Here is a 14,832-nt window from a genome sequence, read left to right as displayed (position 1 = left end):
TTCTTGGGTTCGCACCCAGGGGGTCACACGGCGGCGATGACGACGGCGGTGGCTCCCGAGATCTCGACAACGGTGACGGCTTCGCCTTCTTCGATCACGGACCCGTCGAGGGTGCGCGCGCTCCAGGTGTCGCCGCCGATCTTCACCTGCCCGCCGTGCTCGTCCACCCGCGTGACCGCGACGGCCCTGCTGCCCAGCAGCGCCTCGTGGTGCATCCTGACGTTCGAGCCGAGCTGCAACCGCTTCTTGAGCAACGGCCGGGCCGTGACGATCAGGCCCAGCGACGACGCCGCGAAGACGAGCACGCTCACCAGGTCGGCGGCACCCAGTGCGGACACGCCTGCCGCGGCCAGCGCGGCGGCGCCGAGCATGACCAGCACGAAGTCACCGGAGAGAACCTCGGCGACGACGAGCAGTATCCCGACGATCAGCCAGATCAGCGCGGCCATGAGCCCATACATACACCAACGGGGAGTGCCTGACCGGGAGATTCACCGTGCTGGGCCCCGGACCGTAACGAAATCGATCAACGGGAGATGTTCTGGTCGTGGCGAAGTCGGTGAAATCGCGCAAGGGCCGGATCGTGGCCGGGCTCGTGCTGGTGAGCGCGGTCGTCGGGCTGGTGATCCTGCTCCAGACGGCGAACGAGCAGCACTCGTGGTCGAGCACCGAGGCCGTGGTGCAGGAGCGCATCAAGTCGGGCAAGAACGCGAAGGTCCGCGTCGAGTTCCCGCTGCCCGGCGGCGGCACGCACGTGACGACGCTGTCGGAGAACGGCTCGATCCACGAGACGGGCACGCGCGTCGAGGTGCGCTACGACCTGGAGGACGGGAAGGTCGTCGACGCCGCGCTGGCCGACAACGACCAGGGATTCTGGGTGATGGGCGTGATGCTGGGCGTGGTGATCCTCGGCTCGGTCGTGATGAACCTGGTCGTGTGGTCGCCCGCCCGACCCACCCCTGAGCAGGCTAGTCCTGAGGCACCGTGACGAAGTCGATCAGGCGCTCGACGGCGCCGAGCAGGTCGGACTCGATGTCGCGGTAGCTGCTGACCGAGTTCAGGACGCGCTGCCAGCCCTCCCAGGTCTCGCCCCAGCCGAGCTGCTCGCACACACCGGTCTTCCAGTCCGTTCCGCGCGGGATCACCGGCCAGGCCTTGATCCTCACGGCCTGCGGTTTGACCGCCTGCCAGATGTCGACGTACGGGTGGCCGGTCACCAGCACGTTCTGGTCGGTGATCCGGTCGACGATCTGCTGTTCCTTGGAGTGCGCGACGAGGTGGTCGACCAGCACGCCGAGGCGCCGGTGGGGTGCGGTGCCGAACTCGCTGATGCGCTGCGGGAGCTCGTCGACGCCGTTGAGGGGTTCGACGACGATGCCCTCGACGCGCAGGTCGTGGCCCCAGACGCGTTCGACGAGCTCGGCGTCGTGCTTGCCCTCCACCCAGATGCGGCTGGCCTTCGCCGTCTGGGCGCGCAGCCCCTCGACCTTCACCGAGCCGGACGCGCTGATCCTGGGTTTCTGCGGCCCGGGCGCGGGCTTCACGAGCGTGACGGGCTTGCCGTCGAGCAGGAACCCGGCCGGGTTGAGCGGGAACAGCCGGTGCCGGCCGTGGCGGTCCTCCAGCACGACCTGGCCGTACTCGAACTTGACGACCGCGCCGCAGAAGCCGCTGGCGGGGTCCTCGACGACGAGACCGGGTTCGGCCGCGACCTCGGGCACCTTCTTGCGCTTCGGGGTGTTGAGGACGTCGCGGCCGTAGTCGTGGGAACGCACGGGGCCGACCCTATCCGTAGAAGGGTTTGAAGGCGGCGAGCCACTCGTGGACGCGGTCGAGGTCGACGTCGGCGCCGTGCAGGTCGTGGCCGCCGTGCACGAAGTCGAGCCAGTCGACCGCCGGGTCGCCGACGCAGGCGCGCGGGTCGATCGCGACCGGTCCGCGCCGGGTGTTCAGGACGTTGCCGGGGTGCATGTCGCCGTGCAGCAGGACGGGTTTGACGTTGTCGTCGGCGAGTTTGCGCGCACGGTGGTGTTCGGTGGCGTAGTAGGTGCCGGTGCGGCGGGTCAGCACGGTCTCGAACAGGTAGTCGACGCGGGCCTTGAGCGGCGGGAACCCCTTGGTGTTCGCCTCGTGCAGGGCGGGGACGACCTTCGCGGGATCGGTGGCCTGGGTGCCGGGGTCGAGGCGTTCGAGCAGCAGCGCGCCGCGGGCGATGTCGGTGTCGAGCAGGTCGACCATCGCGGTGGTGTCGGCCCAGGCGGCGAGCGCGCGGGCCTCGTGCACGGCGATGTCGTGCTCCGGCGTGACCTTGAGGACGGCGTTGGTGCACAGGAACGTGGCGCTGGTGCCGCCGGGCAGGTGTTTCACCAGGGTGAGGCCCCAGCGGGCGGTGAGGGTGGCGACCAGGTCGGGCAGCGCGTCGATCCATGCGGTGACGTCTTGGCCGAAACGGCGGACTAATCGCGCTCTCGCGTCCTCATCGATCACCCGATTCAGATTAGCGAGTTCGCTCCGGACTGTCGGCGGAACTGGTAGTCCGCGAGCGCCGGCCGCCACAACCCGTTGGCGTCGAAACACGTCGACAACAACTTGAGGTCCGCACCGTCGCGTGCGACGACGACCTTGCCGTCGATGATCCACCGGTTGGTGGGCAGCAACGGCACGGGCCACCCCGCCACCAGCAGCCGGTCGCACACGAGCCGTTGCAGCCGCCCGCCGTCGTTCTCGACGATGACCGCGGGCGTGTCGAGGTCGAAGTCGCGGACCGTCGCCCCGGGCAGGTGCCGCACCCCGATGTCCGCGAGCGTCGCCTTACCCGGCCCGATCAGGTCCACGGGCCCGAACCTGCGCGCCAGGCACGCCGCCGCCCACGCGCCGAGCCCGGCCGCGCCCACCACGACGATCCGTTCCAGATAGCTCATGTGTCCCGCATTCACAATCAGAATGTTTCCGCAGGTCAGAACGCCAACGAGAAAGATTAGGGGCCACGCTGATCGCCCGTCAAACCTTTGCCGGGTCTCAATTGGGGTATATCAATGGGCAAGGAATAGTTCTCCGATGACTCAGTACGTCACGGTGATGCGCCGCCGCGGCCCGTCGACCTCGATCGTGCCGCCGACGGGGATGATCACCTGCGGGTCGGTGTGCCCGAGGTCGACGTCGAACACGATCATGGTTTCGGGCGCGTACTCGCCGAACGCTCGCAGCACCGCTTCGCGCTGCTCTCGCGTGTGAGTCGCACGGTCGGTGTCCTGGTTGGTGAAGAACCACGCCTTCGCCCTGCCCACGAGCACGGCGGGGAACTTGTCGAGCAGACCGCGCTCCCCCATGTTGCGCAGGATCCGGTACACCTCGGTGGCGCTCGGCATCTCCTCCGAGGTCTCGAAGAACAGCACCTTGCCGTCGTAGTGGTCCGGTTCGTCGATCTCCTTGCCGGCCATCATCAGCCACGACAGGATCTCCAGGTTCCCGCCCCACGACCTCGCCCTGACCGTTTTCGTCGGCTGGTGCCAGATCCACCCTCCCGCGGGTTCGAGCACCGGTTCCTTCGTGAACGTCTCGGGGTCCTCCCAGGGGCTGTCCTTGTCGCCGTACGCGGTGGACTGGGTGAGTTCGTACTCGCCCTGCGTGAACAGCGCCGCCTTGAGCGAGTCCTTGGTGGCGGGGTGCATGGCGCCGGGCCGGCCGAACTGCACCATGACGCTGCCGCCGTAGAAGCCCTGGATCCCCCGGTTGTGCAGCCACATGAGGATGTTGGTGTTGTCGCTGTGCCCGAAGTACGGCTTGGGATTGGCCTTGATCAGCTCGGCGTCCAGGTGCGGCAGCACGGTGATCTGGTCGTCGCCGCCGATGGTCGCGATCACGGCCTTGATGTCCGGGTCCGCGAACGCCGCGTGCAGGTCGTCGGCGCGTTCCTGCGGGGTGGCGCCCATCTTGCGGGTCGTCGGGTACTCGACCGGGACCAGGCCGAACTCGGTCTTGAGGCGCTCCAGGCCCAGCTCGTGGGGCAACGGGTACAGGCCCGCGATGCCGGCGGCCGGGGAGACGATCGCGACGCGGTCGCCGGGCTGGGGTTTGGGCGGGTTGATCAACGACATGGGTGCCGAGCGTAGTAACGCCTGCGAGTGGCGGCACGACCTTTGGTGTTGCCGGTAGCCGAACGTCCTGGGGATCACACATGACAGTCCCGGGTGGAGAACCAGCGGGATCCCACGTCCCCGCGTCCAGTCAGCAAGTCCATGCGCTGCTGTCGACCTCGTCAGCTTTCGCCTACAACGCTTGGCAGTCTCTTCTCGTCGATTCTCGGCGGGTGGTGCTCAACGGTCGTCGACAGGTCGAGATCGGAACCATCGGAGGCACGTCCACCCGTGTCGCGATCTTCGCCGGCACCTCGGGCGACGCACCCCACCCCGAGACACTCGCCCAGCTCCAGCCGCCGGCCGTCTTCGTCGTGACCGAGGCCAAGCCGCCAGGAAGCGCGGAAAGCGAAGTCGTCGTGGCGGCAGATCTTCAGGACAACGCCACGAACGTGCTGGAGTGGGATGCGAACCGCCTGGCGCACTCCCCGTGGTGGCAACTCCTGCCCGACTCCCCCTATGCGACGCCGGGCATCAGTCTCGTGTTCGGAGTGGACGACGTCTCCGAGGCCGTCGCGGCGAGGCACAGGTTCGGGGCACCGACTCTGGTGCTCCACGGAACCTTCGTCGGGAGCTCTGCGGACTCGAGCGCCGACAGGCCTTCCGGTGTGGACGTCGCCGCCCGGTTCGCGATGGCCTTGGCCGTTGCCCTCAGCCAGAACTCCGCGGTGGCGTTTCGACTCAGGACGATGGGTCACGGAGATCGGGTCGCGCACACCGATCTGCTGGCCCGGCAGGCGTATGTGGAGTCACTGGCGGAGCTGCTGGCCCATTCCGACCTGGATCCGGATCTGGCGGGGCCGACGGTGATCGCCATCGAGGGTGCGTGGGGGTCGGGCAAGAGCACGCTGATGGACATGACCAGGGACCGCCTCGACGCCGCCGGCGCGTGGCCGGAGGAGGTGGCGGACTGGCGGCAGCGCCGGGTGCGGGCGTGGGACGCCGACCTGATGTTGCGCGGCTGGTTCTGGCGGCCGTGGCGGAAGACGCGGGTGACGGCGCCTCGAGTGCTGACGGCGGTCTACAACCCGTGGTCCGCGCAGACCGGTGAGCAGGTGTGGGCGGGCCTCAACGACTGCATCGTGGCGACGGGTGCGCCGGTGATCGCGCGGGAGTCGAGCTCGTCGTTGCAGCGGTTCTGGTTCCAGCACAACACCGAGCAGCTCGACCGCAGCCACGTGCAGCGCACGCTGCGCAAGCGGCTCGTGTCGCCGGTGCTGAAGCTGGCGGTGTTCGCGTTGCCGGTGCCCGTGCTGATCCAGCTGCTGCGGGCGACCACGTCGTACCGCGTGTTCGGGTTCGACCTCGCACCGCACCATCTGGTGTTCTGGGTGGTGGTCGCACTGCTGGTCGCCGGTCTGGCGCACACCGCCGGCAGGTACCTGTTCCGGGCCGCGGACACGGTGTTGCCCGCGGAGCTGTTCGGGCCTTCCGGGGCGATGAGGGCGTACTCCACGGCGGTGGGCACAGATGACCCGTTGCGCGACCCGCAGCGGCGGCTCCGCAAGGGGCAGTTGCTCAGCGCGCAGGAGGACGTGCATCGGCTCATCCGGCAACTGGGGGCGAACAAGACTCAGCTGGTGGTGTTCATCGACGACCTGGACCGGTGTTCGCCGCGCACGACGGCGGACGTGTTCGAGGCGATCAACGGGTTCCTGAGCGAGTCGTTCCCGGCGATCCGGTTCGTGCTGGGGATCGACGCGGCGGCGACGGCCGCGCACCTCGACGCCGTCTACTCGGCGCTGGTGGCGACGGGCGCCGGGAAGGACGCGGCAGATCCGAGTCCGGGGTGGACGTTCCTGCGCAAGCTGATCCAGCTACCGCTGCCGTTGCCTCGGGTGGCGCGCACGCAGGTCGAGCCGTTGCTCAAGGGGCTGCTCGGGACGGCGCCGCCGCAACCGGTGATCACCGAGGAGGAAGTGGCGGGACTGCGGCCGGTCGTGACGATGACGGCGCAGGTCGACGTGTCGGCAGCGGCCGAGGTCGTGGCCCGGGAGCCGGTGATCGAGGCGCTGGAACACGACGTGCGGGTGCAGGAACGGTTCGCGGAGCGGCTGAAGGCACAGCCGGACCTGTCAGTGCGAGAGGCGAAGCGGATTGTCACCGTGTGGATGTTCTACATCCGCGTGCTGGACCGGATCAGTCCCGCGGAAGGCCCCGCCGCCGCACGCAGGGCTCAGGACCTGGTGCTGCTGGCGGAGATCGTGGCGCGGTGGCCCGCGTCGCAGCGGAATCTGCATCGGCGGGTCGACGGCGTGCACGGACTGAGGGCGCTCGCGGGCGCTGCCGGGGACAACGTGCTGTGGGAAGTCGAGGTCGCGAAGTACGAACTCACCGGCGATCGGCACAAGGCGTTTCGCACAGGGGTGTTGAAGATCCTGAGTGAGTACGACGGCCAACAGATCGCCAAGTTGGCCGAGATGCTGACCTAGAAGGCCGGCCAGGGGATGGCGGGCCAGTCGCCGGAGGGTTCGGGGTAGACGCCTGCGGCGAGGAGTTTGTCGACGCGTTCGCCCACGGCGCGGACTTCGGCTCGGGTCAGGTGGTCGTGCAGGGCCTCGTCCAGCGGGCCGCCGTCCAGAGAGGATCTCAGGCGGCGCAGGGTTTCCAGGACGTGGTCCGGGAGGGGTTGGGTGGCCCAGCCCCACAGGACGGTGCGGAGTTTGGGTTCGGTGTGCAGGCAGATGCCGTGGTCGACGCCGTAGACGGAGCCGTCCAGGGCGTGCAGGACGTGGCCGCCCTTGCGGTCGGCGTTGTTGACGACCACGTCGAAGGCGGACATGTCGGCGATGCGGGGGTGGTCGGCGTGGACGAGGACGGCGGGGTCGCCGAAGCGGTCGTGGGCGTGGAAGACGGGGATCCAGCCCGGTTTGACGTCGTCGACGCCGACTATGTCGACGAGTTCGTCCTCTTCGCGGGTGTCCACCCAGAGCTGGACCATGCCGGTGCCGAACGGGCCCGGTCGCAGCAGGGTGGGTGGGACCACGTCGAAGGAGGCCGCGGAGATCAGGTAGGTGGCCACCTCGCGGCCGGCGAGGGTGCCGTCGGGGAAGTCCCACAACGGGCGTTCGCCGCGCACGGGTTTGTAGACGCACTGGGCGTCGACGCCGTCCAACGAGATCTTGCAGAACAAGGTGGCGTTGGAGGCGTCGACGAGGCGTCCCTCGACCTCGATGCGGCCGTGTTCGAGCAGGTGCAGGGCCGCGGAGGTGTCCACGTCAGTCTTCTTCGGTGCGGCGGTAGCCGTTCTGCCGCGGGCAGATGTGGCCGTCGGTGTCGAGCGGTTCGGCGCACAGGGGGCAGGGTTTGCGGCCGGCGTTGACCACGCGGTCGGCTCGTTCGGCGAACGCGCGGGCGGCGGACGGGGACAGGAAGACCCGCACGGCGTCGGGGCCCTCCTCGGTGTCGTCGAGCACGACGGCCTCGTCGACCTCCTCCTCGGAGATCGCGAGGAGCTCGATGACGACCGCCTTGGACTCGGCGTCCCAGCCGAGGCCCATGGTGCCGACGCGGAACTCCTCCTCGACGGGGACGTCGAGGGGCTGCGTGTCGAGGTCGTCCGGAGGGGAGTCGTCGGGCACGTCGGTGCCGAAGCGGCGGTGCACCTCCTCCAGAAGCGAGCCGATGCGCTCGGCGAGGACCTGGACCTGCTGCTTCTCCAAGGCGACGCTGATCAACCTGCTCTGCTCTGAGGCCTGCAGGTAGAAGGTGCGGTCGCCGGGCTGCCCGACGGTTCCTGCGATGAACCGGTCGGGTGCGCGGAATACGTGAATGACGCGAGCCATGGCAGATACGACCCTAGGCCACGCGGAGATCGTCGGCAGGTCCTCCCCCACCAAACACTCCGCGTATAGGGTCGGGTTGTGGTGAAGATCGCTTCGTACGGGACCTGGACCTCGCCGATCACGGCGGGAGACACCTCGAAACCCGGTGGTGGATTCCAGTGGGCCGACCTGCACGCCGACCGCGTGTGGTGGGCGGAGAGCCGGCCCGCACAGGCCGGCAGGGTGGCGTTGGTGCGCGACGGCGTGGAGGTGCTGCCCGCGCCGTGGAACGCCCGCAACCGGGTGCACGAGTACGGCGGGCGGCCGTTCGTGGTGCTCGCGGACGACCTGGTGGCGTTCACGCACTGGGACGACCAGCGGATCTACGTGTTCGACCCGGACTCGCCCGCACCGGCGCCGCTGACGCCCGCGCCGGAGCGTCATCACGGGGTGCGCTACTCGGACCTGTCGGCGGGCCCGGACGGCGAGGTGTGGTGCGTGCGGGAGACCGTCACGGGTGACGCGCGCACGGACATCGCGCGGGACCTGGTGGCGATCACACGTTCCGGTGAAATCAGGGTGCTGGGGGCGTCCCACCACTTCATGACGGGCCCGCGGATCAGCCCGGACGGCACGCGGTTCGCGTGGATCGGCTGGAACCACCCGCAGATGCCGTGGGACGGCGCCGAGCTGTGCGTCGCCGACGTCGGCTCGACCGAGCACCGCGTCGTCGCGGGGTCGCAGACCGAGGCGGTGTGCCAGTTCGAGTGGGAAGGTGACGCGCTGCTGGCGCTGACCGACCCGGACGGCTGGTGGAACCTGTTTCGCGTCTCCCCCGACGGCACCCGCAAGAACCTCGCGCCGTGCGAGGAGGAGCTGGGCGGCCCGATGTGGCGGCTGGGCAACCGCTGGTTCGCCACCGTCTCGCCCGGCCGGTACCTGGTCGTGCGCTCCGGGCACCTCGCGGTCCTGGACGAACGCAGCGCCACGGTCACCGACGTGCAGACCGACCTGCCGACCTGGGTGCCGGACCTGTCGGTGCGCGACGGCGTGGTGATCTGCGGCGCGGCGGGCCCGACGTCGGACTACGCGGTGGTGCGCCTGGACCTGTCCAACGGCGAGCTCACCTACCTGACCGGCGGCGAGGCCTCCCCCGACGCGGCGTACCTGCCGGAACCGGTCGAGCGGATGTTCGGCGAGATCCCGGCCTACGTCTACCCGCCGTCCAACCCCGACTTCGCGGGCCCGGAGGACGAGCTGCCGCCGTACGTGGTGCACGTGCACGGCGGCCCGACGGGGCGGTCGCTGCCCAAGCTCGACAGTGACATCGCCTACTTCACCAGCCGCGGCATCGGCGTGGTGGCGGTCAACTACGGCGGTTCGACCGGCTACGGCAGGGCGTTCCGGGAGCGGCTGCGCGAGCAGTGGGGTGTCGTGGACGTAGCGGACTGCGCGTTCGTGGCCCAGGAGCTCGCGAAGGAGGGCACGGCGGATCCGCAGAGGCTGGGCATCCGGGGCGGCTCGGCGGGCGGCTGGACGTCGGCGGCGTCGCTGACCTCGACCGACGTCTACCGCTGCGGCATGGTCGCGTTCCCGATCCTGGACCTCGCGGGCTGGACCGGCGAGGGGGGCGAGACGCACGACTTCGAGTCGCGGTACGTGGAGGGCCTGGTCGGCACGCTGCCGGAGGCCGCGGACCGCTACCGGGACCGGTCGCCGTCGACGAAGGCGCGCTCGGCGTCGGGGCCGGTGCTGCTGTTGCAGGGCCTGGAGGACGAGATCTGCCCGCCGGAGCAGGCGGACCGGTTCGCCGCCGACCTGGCCGGGTCGGGGATCCCGCACGCGTACCTGACGTTCGAGGGCGAGCAGCACGGGTTCCGGATGGCGCAGAACATCAAGACGGCGCTGGAGGCGGAGCTGTCGTTCTACGGGCAGGCGTTCGGGTTCACGCCTGTGGGTGTGCCGGTGCTGGAACTGTCGGAGTGACGCTGCTGGTTCCCGGGGATCGGGTCGCGCTGGTGTCACCGGCCGGCCCGGCCCTTCCGTCCAGGGTGGCGGCGGGTGCCGAGGTGCTGCGCTCGTGGGGCCTTCAGGTCACCACACCTGTGGTGCGGCCGTGGGCGTTGCCGTACCTGGCCGGGCCGGACGAGGTGCGGGCGCGGGAGTTCGTCGACGCCTGGCGCTCGGACGTGGCGGCGGTGTTCTGCGTGCGCGGCGGCTACGGGTGTCTGCGGATGACGGACCTGGTGCCGTGGAAGTCGCTGCCGTCGCGGGTGTTCGTGGGCTCGTCGGACGTGACGGTGCTGCACGCGGAGCTCAACGCGGTGGGGCAGCCGACGGTGTTCGGCCCGATGCCGGGCACGGCGGACTTCGTGGACGACCCGCTGGCGCAGCAGCGGCTGCGGTCGGTGTTGTTCGACGGGGTGTCGTCGTGGACGGCCGGCACGCCCGTGGTCCCCGGCCAGGCCGAGGGGGTGCTGGTGGGCGGGAACGCGGCGTTGCTGGCGGCCTCGGTGGGCGGTCCGCGCTGGGAACGGCCCGCGGACGGCGCGATCGCGTTGCTGGAGGACGTCGGCGAGGAGGCCTACCGGCTGGACCGGATCCTGACGCAGCTGCTGCGGGCGGGCTGGTTCGAGCCGGTGTCGGGGATCGTGCTGGGCTCGTGGACGGACTGCGGGGACGTCACTGACGTCCTCGCGGACCGCCTGTCGGGTCTGGGAGTGCCGATCCTGGGCGACTTCGGTTTCGGGCACTGCGCGGGGTCGTGGTCGTTGCCGCTGGGTGTGGCCGCGGCGCTGGACGTGGCGGCACGAACTCTGACGCTCGTGTGAGTGTCGTCACCCGGTGGGCCGCGGCCGACCGGGTGACGACAGGTAGGCTTCCGGCCGCCATGAGACCCCAGCCTCAGTGGGCGGCGTTAGACGTCTACGCGTCGAACTCCGACCTCTACGCCGATCCCCGACTGGTGGAACGGGTGGACTACCGGCGTCGCTTCAAGCGGCACCGCCCCCGCACGCCTTCCGTCGTCCTCGCCCCGCACGGCGGCGGCATCGAGGTCGGGACGTCCGAGTTGTGCCTCGCGATCGCGGGCTTCCACCCCGGCACGCGGGTGCCGATCGGGCAGACCCACGACTACTGGATGTTCGAGGGCCTGCGCACCGCGGCGAACGACGAGCTGCACGTGACGTCGTCGAACTGCGACGACCGGGTGGCGCGGACGCTCGTGACCGGGGCCTCGCACGCGCTGGGGCTGCACGGGTGCACCGCGGCGGCGGCCGGGCTGGAGGACCACGACCGGGCGGTGCTGGTCGGCGGGCGGGACGCGTTGCTGCGGGTGGAGCTGCTGACGCGGCTGCGCCGGGCCGGGTTCCACACGATCGACGCGGTGGACCACCCGATCCTGGGCGGGTTCGACCGGGCGAACATCGCGAACCGGACGAAGTCGCGGCAGGGCGGGCAGCTGGAGCTGACGACGCCGTTGCGGTCGGCGATGTTCGAGGAGAACTCGCGGTCGGACCGGCGGCACACGACGACCGAGGTGTTCTGGGACTTCGTGCACGCGTGCCGGGCGGCGCTGGCGGCCCGGGAGGCGCTGAACAACTAGCGTGTCCGGGCATGCGCCTCACGTCGGTCACGGTGGGCACGTCACGGCCGTTGGAGCTGGCCGCGTTCTACGCGCGCCTGCTGGGCGGAGAGGTGGCCCGCGAGGAACCGGACTGGGCGCAGGTGCGGGTGCCGGGCGGGCTGACGCTGAACTTCGAGCACGAGGGGTGTTTCCGCAGGCCTGTGTGGCCCGCGGTAGCCGGTGAGCAGATAGCGTCGCAGCACCTGGACGTCGAGGTGGACGACCTGGACGCGGCCGCCGGGCACGCGGTGGCGTGCGGGGCGGTGATGGCGGTAGCGCAGCCGCAGGAGAACGTGCGGGTGCTCATCGACCCCGACGGGCACCCGTTCTGTCTGTTCACCGGGTAGGCGAACAGACAGAACGGTCACGCCTGGGGACTTACGCGTACTTCTTGAGCTCGCGCTTCGCGAGGGACATGCGGTGGACCTCGTCGGGGCCGTCGGCGAGGCGCAGGGTGCGGGTGGCGGCCCACAGTTCGGCCAGGGGGAAGTCCTGGCTGACGCCGGCGCCACCGTGGGCCTGGATGGCCTTGTCGAGGACCCATTCGGTCATGGCCGGGACGCCGATCTTGATGGCCTGGATCTCGGTGTGGGCGCCCTTGTTGCCGACGGTGTCCATCAGCCACGCGGTCTTGAGCACGAGCAGGCGGGCCTGTTCGATGCGGACGCGGGACTCGGCGATCCACTCGTGCACGACGCCCTGGGCGGCGATGGGCTTGCCGAACGCGACCCGCGACAGGGCGCGCTTGCACAGCAGTTCGAGGGCGCGTTCGGCCATGCCGATCAGGCGCATGCAGTGGTGGATGCGGCCGGGGCCGAGGCGGGCCTGGGCGATCGCGAAGCCCTCGCCCTCGCCGGCGATGAGGTTCGAGGCGGGCACGCGGACGTTGTCGAACACGATCTCGGCGTGGCCGCCGTGGGCGTGGTCGCCGTAGCCGAAGACGTGCATTGCGCGCTTGACGGTGACGCCGGGGGTGTCGCGGGGCACGAGGATCATGGCCTGCTGGCGGTGGCGTTCGGCGTCGGGGTCGGTCTTGCCCATGACGATGAAGATGGCGCAGTTGGGGTTCATCGCGCCCGAGGACCACCACTTGCGGCCGTTGATGACGTAGTCGTCGCCGTCGCGGTCGATGCGGGTGGCGATGTTGGTGGCGTCGGAGCTCGCGACCTCGGGTTCGGTCATGCAGAACGCGGAGCGGATCTCGCCGTCGAGCAACGGCTGCAGCCACTGCTTCTTCTGCTCGTCGGTGCCGAACATCGTCAGCACCTCCATGTTGCCGGTGTCCGGGGCGGCGCAGTTCAACGCCTCGGGGGCGAGGTGCGGGCTGCGGCCGGTGATCTCGGCGAGCGGCGCGTACTGCAGGTTCGTCAGGCCGCCACCGTGCTCGGCGTCCGGCAGGAAGAGGTTCCACAGGCCCTGGCGGCGGGCCTCGGCCTTGAGGTCCTCGAGGATCGGCTGCCGTTCCCACGGGTCGGCGGCGTCGTGCAACTGCTGTTCGAGGACCGCTTCGGCCGGGTAGACGAACTCGTCCATGAACGTGAGGAGCTTGGCGCGCAGTTCCTCGGTCTTGTCGTCGTAGGCGAAGTCCATTAGAGCTCCTTGTGGGCGGCGGCGAGTCCCTGCCGCACGAGGGGAACGGTGAACGCGCCGAGCTTTTCGAAGCCGGCGCCGACGGTCTTGCCGCTGGCGAAGCGGAAGTGGATGCCTTCGACGATGACGGCGAGCTTGAAGTAGCCGAAGGCGATGTACCAGCCGAGCCCGGAGGTGTCGGTGCCGGTGCGGGCGGTGTAGCGGGCGACGAGCTCGTCGGCGGTGAGGAACCCGGGAAGCGAGGTGACGCCGCCGGTGATGGGGTCGTTGTCGGCGCCCAGGCCCGCCCAGTAGACGTAGAGCAGGCCGAGGTCGGCGAGCGGGTCGCCGAGGGTGGCCATCTCCCAGTCCAGGACGGCGCTGATGGCGAGGGGTTCCTGCGTGACCAGCGCGTTGTCGAGGCGGTAGTCGCCGTGGATGATCGTGGCGCGCGGGGAGGCGGGGACGGTGTCGGCGAGCTTGTCGCGCAGTTCCTCGATGCCGGGCAGGTCGCGGCTGCGGGAGGCGTCGAGCTGCTTGCTCCACCGCTTGACCTGGCGGGCGAGGAAGCCCTCCGGACGGCCGAAGTCGCCGAGGCCCACCGAGTCGGGGTCGACGGAGTGCAGGTCGGCGAGCACGTCCACGAGCCGTTCGGACAGGGTGCGGGCCTGCTCGGGGGTGAGCCACGGGCACTGCGACCGTTCGCGCAGGGCGGCGCCGGGCATCTCCTCCATGAGGTAGAACGGCGCGCCGATGACCGAGGTGTCCTCGACGAGCTGCCGCGCCCCCGGCACGGGCACGGACGTGCCGGCCAGGGCGGAGATGACGCGGAACTCGCGGGCCATGTCGTGCGCGGTGGCGAGCACGTGGCCCAGCGGCGGGCGCCGCAGCACCCACGTCTGGGTGCCGTCGCTGACGCGGTAGGTGAGGTTGGAGCGGCCGCCGCGGAACAGCTCGCCGGTCAGCGGGCCGGTGCCCAGGTGGGTGGCGAGCGCGCCGAGGTCGAGGCCGGGAAGGTCGGTCACAGGGTCACTCCCAGGGTCGCGAGGTGGGCGCGGGTGCTCTCGGCGTCGGTGTGGCGGAAGGCGTGCATGCCGACGGCCTGGGCGGCTTCGACGTTGACGGGTGCGTCGTCGAAGAACACGCACCTGCCGGGCGTGATGCCGACCTGCTCGAGGGTGTGGAGGTAGATCCGCTCGTCGGGCTTGCGCAGGCCGATGCGGCCGCTGATCACGATCGTGTCGAACAGTTCGAGCAGCAGGTCCTTCGGATAGCCCTCGCCCCAGCTGTTGGACAGCAGCGCGGTGTGCAGGCCGGCGGCACGGGCCTTGCGCACGAGCTCGACCATCGCCGGGTCGGGCGTGGCACCGCCGAACATGCGCTTGAGCAGCCCGTTCTCCTGGACCCGCGTGCCCTCGACGGTGATCAGCTCGGCGGCGAGCAGGCGTTCGAACTCGGGCACGGTCAGCTCGCCGGTCTCCAGCCGGAACACCGGGTTGCCCGGCAGCGCGTCGCGGCTGAGCCAGTCGCGCATGATCCGGCGGTAGACCTCGCGGTCGATGGACTCGGCGTGCAGCCAGGCTCCGACGAACTCGGGCACGGAGACGGTCAGGACGCCGCCCCAGTCGAAGATCAGGGCGTCGACCAGCGGCTGCTGAGGAAGCGTTGTGTCACCCACGCGTCGGAGGGTACCGACCGGTCGGTATGTCGGCAACCGGGGACGGCGAGCCGCGACTTT

The 14,832-nt window shown here is 70.2% G+C and carries 16 protein-coding genes; 6 read left to right on the top strand and 10 right to left on the bottom strand.

Features of this window, described 5'->3' with window-relative positions; genetic code table 11:
• Nucleotides 1-23 precede the first annotated feature (23 nt).
• Entirely contained in the window at nt 24-449 is a 426-nt protein-coding gene (locus ACFWNN_RS01025) for an NfeD family protein (RefSeq protein ID WP_382437761.1), read from the bottom strand.
• A 98-nt stretch (nt 450-547) separates the two neighbouring features.
• On the opposite strand from ACFWNN_RS01025, the gene ACFWNN_RS01020 reads away from it, so the two are divergent.
• Nucleotides 548-988, top strand: a complete 441-nt coding sequence (locus ACFWNN_RS01020; RefSeq protein ID WP_382437760.1) for a DUF3592 domain-containing protein — start codon at nt 548-550, stop codon at nt 986-988.
• Here ACFWNN_RS01020 and ACFWNN_RS01015 read toward each other — a convergent pair.
• From ACFWNN_RS01015 to ACFWNN_RS01000, 4 genes are all read right to left on the bottom strand, one after another.
• A complete protein-coding gene (locus ACFWNN_RS01015) occupies nt 969-1,775 on the bottom strand; it encodes a DUF3097 domain-containing protein (RefSeq protein ID WP_382437759.1) in 807 nt (268 codons plus the stop codon). The genes ACFWNN_RS01020 and ACFWNN_RS01015 overlap by 20 nt on opposite strands.
• Nucleotides 1,776-1,785: 10 nt before the next feature.
• Complete coding sequence (locus ACFWNN_RS01010) at nt 1,786-2,487, bottom strand: aminoglycoside phosphotransferase family protein (protein WP_382437758.1); 702 nt, start codon at nt 2,485-2,487, stop codon at nt 1,786-1,788.
• A gap of 5 nt (nt 2,488-2,492) precedes the next feature.
• Nucleotides 2,493-2,921 carry a hypothetical protein gene (locus ACFWNN_RS01005; protein ID WP_382437757.1) on the bottom strand — a complete coding sequence of 143 codons (429 nt, stop codon included), beginning with the start codon at nt 2,919-2,921 and terminating at the stop codon, nt 2,493-2,495.
• 141 nt (nt 2,922-3,062) lie between these two features.
• On the bottom strand, nt 3,063-4,097 hold the full coding sequence (locus ACFWNN_RS01000; protein WP_382437756.1) for a S66 peptidase family protein: 1,035 nt from the start codon (nt 4,095-4,097) through the stop codon (nt 3,063-3,065).
• 212 nt (nt 4,098-4,309) lie between these two features.
• Between ACFWNN_RS01000 and ACFWNN_RS00995 the strand changes: the two genes are divergently transcribed.
• Nucleotides 4,310-6,568 (top strand): P-loop NTPase fold protein, encoded by a 2,259-nt coding sequence (locus ACFWNN_RS00995; RefSeq protein WP_382437755.1) that lies wholly within the window; start codon nt 4,310-4,312, stop codon nt 6,566-6,568.
• Here the strand turns inward: ACFWNN_RS00995 and ACFWNN_RS00990 are convergent.
• Nucleotides 6,565-7,353, bottom strand: a complete 789-nt coding sequence (locus tag ACFWNN_RS00990; RefSeq protein ID WP_382437754.1) for an SCO1664 family protein — start codon at nt 7,351-7,353, stop codon at nt 6,565-6,567. The two genes, ACFWNN_RS00995 and ACFWNN_RS00990, sit on opposite strands and share 4 nt — an antisense overlap.
• A 1-nt stretch (nt 7,354) precedes the next feature.
• The gene (locus tag ACFWNN_RS00985; protein WP_382437753.1) at nt 7,355-7,921 is read right to left on the bottom strand and encodes a DUF3090 domain-containing protein; all 567 of its coding nucleotides are present in this window, start codon (nt 7,919-7,921) and stop codon (nt 7,355-7,357) included.
• 78 nt (nt 7,922-7,999) lie between these two features.
• Between ACFWNN_RS00985 and ACFWNN_RS00980 the strand changes: the two genes are divergently transcribed.
• From ACFWNN_RS00980 to ACFWNN_RS00965, 4 genes are read left to right on the top strand one after another with little or no spacing between them, the layout of a single operon-like run.
• Nucleotides 8,000-9,886, top strand: a complete 1,887-nt coding sequence (locus ACFWNN_RS00980) for a prolyl oligopeptidase family serine peptidase (RefSeq protein WP_382437752.1) — start codon at nt 8,000-8,002, stop codon at nt 9,884-9,886.
• Complete coding sequence (locus ACFWNN_RS00975; RefSeq protein WP_382437751.1) at nt 9,883-10,731, top strand: LD-carboxypeptidase; 849 nt, start codon at nt 9,883-9,885, stop codon at nt 10,729-10,731. Before ACFWNN_RS00980 ends, ACFWNN_RS00975 begins: the two co-directional genes overlap by 4 nt.
• Before the next feature lie 59 nt (nt 10,732-10,790).
• Nucleotides 10,791-11,504, top strand: coding sequence for a poly-gamma-glutamate hydrolase family protein (locus ACFWNN_RS00970; RefSeq protein ID WP_382437750.1), 714 nt, complete (start codon nt 10,791-10,793; stop codon nt 11,502-11,504).
• 11 nt (nt 11,505-11,515) lie between these two features.
• Nucleotides 11,516-11,872 (top strand): VOC family protein, encoded by a 357-nt coding sequence (locus tag ACFWNN_RS00965; RefSeq protein WP_382437749.1) that lies wholly within the window; start codon nt 11,516-11,518, stop codon nt 11,870-11,872.
• A gap of 31 nt (nt 11,873-11,903) precedes the next feature.
• On the opposite strand, the gene ACFWNN_RS00960 is transcribed toward ACFWNN_RS00965, so the two are convergent.
• The 3 genes from ACFWNN_RS00960 to ACFWNN_RS00950 are packed head-to-tail and all read right to left on the bottom strand — an operon-like array spanning nt 11,904 to nt 14,772.
• Nucleotides 11,904-13,115 carry an acyl-CoA dehydrogenase family protein gene (locus ACFWNN_RS00960; RefSeq protein WP_382437748.1) on the bottom strand — a complete coding sequence of 404 codons (1,212 nt, stop codon included), beginning with the start codon at nt 13,113-13,115 and terminating at the stop codon, nt 11,904-11,906.
• Complete coding sequence (locus tag ACFWNN_RS00955) at nt 13,115-14,119, bottom strand: phosphotransferase family protein (RefSeq protein ID WP_382437747.1); 1,005 nt, start codon at nt 14,117-14,119, stop codon at nt 13,115-13,117. Before ACFWNN_RS00955 ends, ACFWNN_RS00960 begins: the two co-directional genes overlap by 1 nt.
• Nucleotides 14,116-14,772, bottom strand: a complete 657-nt coding sequence (locus ACFWNN_RS00950) for an HAD family hydrolase (protein ID WP_382437746.1) — start codon at nt 14,770-14,772, stop codon at nt 14,116-14,118. The genes ACFWNN_RS00955 and ACFWNN_RS00950 overlap by 4 nt, the downstream gene beginning before the upstream one ends.
• Nucleotides 14,773-14,832: the final 60 nt, after the last annotated feature.

Source organism: Lentzea sp. NPDC058450 (assembly GCF_042721395.1).
Classification (GTDB): domain Bacteria; phylum Actinomycetota; class Actinomycetes; order Mycobacteriales; family Pseudonocardiaceae; genus Lentzea.
The sequence above is the reverse complement of the archived record's forward strand: the minus strand, read 5'-3'. Positions and strand labels throughout refer to the sequence as shown.

Bases quoted from the DNA above. Each gene is read 5' to 3' on its own strand.
- ACFWNN_RS00965 (WP_382437749.1), top strand. From the start codon at position 11,516: ATGCGCCTCACGTCGGTCACGGTGGGCACGTCACGGCCGTTGGAGCTG.
- ACFWNN_RS00985 (WP_382437753.1), bottom strand. From the start codon at position 7,921: ATGGCTCGCGTCATTCACGTATTCCGCGCACCCGACCGGTTCATCGCA.
- ACFWNN_RS00960 (WP_382437748.1), bottom strand. From the start codon at position 13,115: ATGGACTTCGCCTACGACGACAAGACCGAGGAACTGCGCGCCAAGCTC.
- ACFWNN_RS01005 (WP_382437757.1), bottom strand. From the start codon at position 2,921: ATGAGCTATCTGGAACGGATCGTCGTGGTGGGCGCGGCCGGGCTCGGC.
- ACFWNN_RS01000 (WP_382437756.1), bottom strand. From the start codon at position 4,097: ATGTCGTTGATCAACCCGCCCAAACCCCAGCCCGGCGACCGCGTCGCG.
- ACFWNN_RS00970 (WP_382437750.1), top strand. From the start codon at position 10,791: ATGAGACCCCAGCCTCAGTGGGCGGCGTTAGACGTCTACGCGTCGAAC.
- ACFWNN_RS01025 (WP_382437761.1), bottom strand. From the start codon at position 449: ATGGCCGCGCTGATCTGGCTGATCGTCGGGATACTGCTCGTCGTCGCC.